Origin of the sequence: Inquilinus limosus MP06 (assembly GCF_000767795.1) — a bacterium.
Classification (GTDB): domain Bacteria; phylum Pseudomonadota; class Alphaproteobacteria; order DSM-16000; family Inquilinaceae; genus Inquilinus; species Inquilinus limosus_E.
Window position 1 is genome coordinate 1 of sequence record NZ_JANX01000558.1, and the last position, 4,100, is coordinate 4,100.

Below are 4,100 nucleotides of genomic sequence, written 5' to 3' on the forward strand. Positions count from 1 at the left end.
TCGGCAACACGAGGCGGAACATGAAGGTCGTGATCATCGACGTCGCCGGCCCGATCGGCGCCAGGACCACCCGGCTCCTCCGGCAGGCCGGCCATGAGGTCGCATCCACCGGCAACGGCCCGGGGCCTGCCCTGGCCGGCGCGCAGGTGGCGGTCGACCTGACGGACGCGGCCTCCTGCGAGGACGAGGCGGCGCTGGCCGCCATCGAGGCCTCGCAGCGCACCCTGCTCGCCGCCGAGGCCGCGGCCGGCATCGGGCATCATGTGGCGCTGTCGGTGGCCGGGACGGAGCGGCCGCGACAGGGCAGCGTGGCCCGCGGCCGGATGACGCAGGAGCGGCTGATCCGTGCCTCCGGCCTGCCCTACACACTCATCCATTCGACCCAGCTGTTCGAGTTCCTGGGCGGCATCGCCCGGTCGGCAGCGGCCGGCGCCATCCTGCGCCTGCCGCCGGCGGCCGTGCAGCCGATCGCCCCGGACGACGTGGCCGCCTTCGTGGCCCGGATCGCGCTGGGCGATCCCGTCAACGACACCATCGAGATCGCCGGGCCGGAACGGCTGCGGCTGAGCGAGCTGGTCGCCCGCTACCTGCGGGCGACAGAGGACCCACGGCCCGTCGTCAGCGACACCCACGCCCGCTGGCCGGCCACAGCACCCGACGACCGCCCGCCGGGTCCCGGCAGCACCCTGCGCCTCGGCATGACCCGGTTCGAGGCGTGGTTCCACCAGGCCCAGGCAAGAGCCTGATCCTCCGTCCCTGTTTCACCCCAACCTGAAGGACACTGTCATGAAACGCATCCTCGGCGCCCTTGCGCTCGCCGCCCTGATCTCGGCCCCGGCCCTGGCGGCCCCCGCCTTGGCCGCCGATGTCGGCTCCAAGGTGACGCTGGTCTATGATCACGTGATTCCCAACGTCCCGGGCAAGAGCCTGAAGGCCTTCCTGGTGGAATACGCCCCCGGCGGATCGTCGGACGCCCACACCCACGCCAAGTCGGCCTTCATCTACGCGACGGTGCTGGAGGGGTCGATCACCAGCCAGGTCAATGACGGGCCGGTCACGACCTACACGGCCGGGCAGAGCTTCACCGAGCTGCCGGGCGACCGCCACGCCGTCAGCTCGAACGGCAGCAAGACCGAGCCGGCCAGGCTGCTGGCCGTCTTCGTCGTCGACACCAGCGAGACCCAGCTGACGACGCCGATCCACAAGTAAGCCGGCCACCGAGGCCGGACCACTTGGCCCGGCCTCGGCGATGCCTAGAAGGCAAGCCCGGTCTTGAAGATCTCCACCGCATAGAAGGCCAGCTCGCCGTCCAGGGCGCGCTGGATGTTGGCGGCCTTGCGAAAGCCGTGCTGCTCGCCCGCGAACAGGACATAGCCGACCGGCTGGCCCTTGGCGCGCAGCGCGTCGACCATCGCCTCGGTCTGGTTCGGCGGCACCACCTCGTCCTCGTCGCCCTGGAAGAAGATCACCGGCTTCGACAGCTTGTCGGCGTGGTACAGCGGCGACCGCTCGCGGTAGCGCTCGGCCTCCGCCGGATACGGGCCGATCAGCCAGTCGAGATAGCGCGACTCGAATTTGTGCGTGTCGCGCGCCAGGGCCGCCGCGTCGCTGACCCCGAAATGGCTGGCGCCGCCGGCGAAGTAGCTGTCGAAGGCCAGCGCCGCCAGGGCGGTGTAGCCGCCGGCGCTGCCGCCGGTGATCACCGAGCGGGCGGCGTCGGCCAGCCCCTGCGAGGCCAGGTATTTCGCCCCGGCCACTGCGTCCTGCACATCGACCACACCCCAGCTCAGGTTCAGCCGGTCGCGATAGGCCCGGCCGTAGCCGGTGCTGCCGCCATAGTTGACGTCGAGCACGGCGATGCCGCGGCTGGTCCAATACTGGATGCCGAGATTGAGCGTCGAGGAGGCGGCGGAGGTCGGGCCGCCATGGATCTTCACCACCAGCGGCGGCACGTCGCCCGCCGGCGCCGCGTGGTCCGCGCTGGTCGGCGGATAATACAAGCCATGGGCGGTGCGGCCGCCCGCCGTCGGGAACTCGACCGGCTGGGCCGGGGCGAAGAAGCCGCGCAGCGCCGGGTCCTCGCCGATCTCGGTCGCGCGTTTCAGCACCTCCCAGCGCCCGGTGGCGAGGTCGAGCCGCACGATCTGGCCCGGGTCGCGCGGCGAGCCGGCGCGGAACACCGCGATCCGCTCATTGGCGCGGACCGAGCTGATATCGGTGAAGGGCAAATCGACCGGGGTCAGCGCACCGGTCAGCAGGTCGACCAGGGCCAGCTTGCCCAGGCCGCCCTCGATATAGCTGCTCAAGAGGCGCCCGGGGCCGGAGAAGGCATAGGCCGACATCCCGAACACCCATTGCGGCTGGCCGAACTCCGCCGCCATCGCCAGCACCGGCTCAGCCGGGCCGCCATTGCCGTCGCAGCGATACAGGTTCCACCAGCCGGATCGGTCGGCGGCGAAGACCAGCCATTGCCCGTCCGGCGACCATTCCGGCTGGAACACGGATTCACCGGACCCGCCGGCCACCGCCCGTGGCGTCCCGGCCGGCGCGCCTGCGGCGTCCAGGTTGGCGACGAACAGCGTGGTCTCGACCCAGGGCATGTTCGGATGGTCCCAGGCCAGCCAGGCCAGGCGCCCGCCATCCGGCGACAGCCGGGGCGAGGCGAAGAAGTCGTGGCCCAGCGCCAGGATGCGGACGCTGCCGGCGCCCTCGCCCTCCAGCGGCACCGCGACGATCATGTTGTCGGGATGCCCCCCGCCGGGCTGGTGCCGCTCGCCGACGCCGATCCACAGGCGCCGGCGCGGATCAACCAGTCCGTCGGCGAAGCGCCACTCCTCCCCCGCCTCGCCGGTCGCGGCGGTGACCGGGACCGGCGCCGCGCCCGGCGCCTGGCGGTAGAGCCGGCGGTCCGGCCGCGCGCCTGTGGGGCCGGGCCGGTCGTTGGAGAAGAAGACGGTGCCGTCGGCGACAGTCCAGGCGCCGCCGCCATATTCGTGCACCCGGGTGCGGACATTGACCTCCGGCGGGCTGATCTCGGCCACCGTGCCGTCGGGCGCGCGGCGCATCAGCACGCTGCGCCCGCCCTCCTGCGGCCGGCCCTCCAGCCACCAGATCGCGTCGCCGTCCAGCCGGACCTCGGACAGGCCGATCGACTGCGCCACGATCAGGTCGGAGGTGATCGGCGATCTCCAGAAACCGTAGGGCGCGATCCTGGTGCTCGGCATGGGGACGACTCCGGTCGGTGGGCGACCGCGCCAGCCTGTCCGATCGGGCGCCCGGATTCCAGTGGCCGCGCTATTTCTTCGCGATCACCCAGACCGCGTGGACGATGCCGGGGATGTAGCCCAGCAGCGTCAGCAGGATGTTGAGCCAGAACTGCCCGCCGAATCCGACCTGGAGGAACACCCCCAGCGGCGGCAGCAGGATGGCGATGATGATCCGGATCAGATCCATGCGGGTCCTTCAGAGTGCGGGCAGGCCATCGGGATGCCCGGGCGGATGGTGGGCCCATCCGCCCGGGCGGCCGGATCAGGGCGGGTTCGGCTTGGTCGACTGCTCGATGCTCTGACCGGCCTTCTGCGTGTCCTGGCCGACGCCGCGGACGGTGTTGTCGCAGGCGGCCATGCCGAGGCCGGCGGCCATCAGGCCGGCGATGAGAACGATGCGTGCGATCATGATCTGCTCCTTACCTCTTCAGAACGTCCCGGACGGCGTCCTTCACCTTGCCGGCGGCGGATTCGATCTTGCCGGCCGCGGTCTGCGCCTGGCCTTCGGCCTCGAGCTTGCGGTCGCCGGTCACCTTGCCGGCCTCCGTCTTGCCCTTGCCGACCGCCTGGTCGACCACGCCCTTGATGCGATCCTTGTCCATTGGATTTCCTCCTGGGTTAGGAAACCGATCCGGGACGGACCGGTGATGTAACGGCACCGCTTCGCCGGGAGTTCCCAGGCGCCGTGGCCGTCAGAGACCGTTTGGAAGCGTGCTGGCGTGAGTCGGCTGGTGGTGGTTTCGAGAATCGGAGCACAGCGCACATTGGTGCGTGAGCACCGGACGTTTCGAGTCCACCGTCAGACGGCCGCACCGGTAGCGCTTCCAGGCGGTC

At 71.0% G+C, this 4,100-nt stretch carries 6 protein-coding genes; 2 read left to right on the plus strand and 4 right to left on the minus strand.

Annotated features, from left to right (window positions below; translation table 11 throughout):
* On the plus strand, positions 1–746 hold a 746-nt coding region (locus P409_RS28290), incomplete at its 5' end, for an SDR family oxidoreductase (protein WP_238578795.1).
* 40 nt (positions 747–786) lie between these two features.
* A complete protein-coding gene (locus P409_RS28295) occupies positions 787–1,209 on the plus strand; it encodes a cupin domain-containing protein (RefSeq protein ID WP_034846282.1) in 423 nt (140 codons plus the stop codon).
* 44 nt (positions 1,210–1,253) lie between these two features.
* On the opposite strand, the gene P409_RS28300 is transcribed toward P409_RS28295, so the two are convergent.
* The 4 genes from P409_RS28300 to P409_RS28310 all read right to left on the minus strand — a co-directional run bounded on the left by P409_RS28300 (position 1,254) and on the right by P409_RS28310 (position 3,868).
* Positions 1,254–3,224 (minus strand): S9 family peptidase, encoded by a 1,971-nt coding sequence (locus P409_RS28300; RefSeq protein ID WP_034846284.1) that lies wholly within the window; start codon positions 3,222–3,224, stop codon positions 1,254–1,256.
* A gap of 70 nt (positions 3,225–3,294) precedes the next feature.
* Positions 3,295–3,453: a YqaE/Pmp3 family membrane protein gene (locus P409_RS37405; protein WP_034846286.1), complete on the minus strand. Its 159-nt coding sequence runs from the start codon at positions 3,451–3,453 to the stop codon at positions 3,295–3,297.
* Between the two features lie 75 nt (positions 3,454–3,528).
* Positions 3,529–3,675, minus strand: a complete 147-nt coding sequence (locus tag P409_RS37410) for an entericidin A/B family lipoprotein (protein ID WP_081991866.1) — start codon at positions 3,673–3,675, stop codon at positions 3,529–3,531.
* A gap of 10 nt (positions 3,676–3,685) precedes the next feature.
* A complete protein-coding gene (locus P409_RS28310; RefSeq protein WP_034846288.1) occupies positions 3,686–3,868 on the minus strand; it encodes a CsbD family protein in 183 nt (60 codons plus the stop codon).
* Positions 3,869–4,100 lie beyond the last annotated feature (232 nt).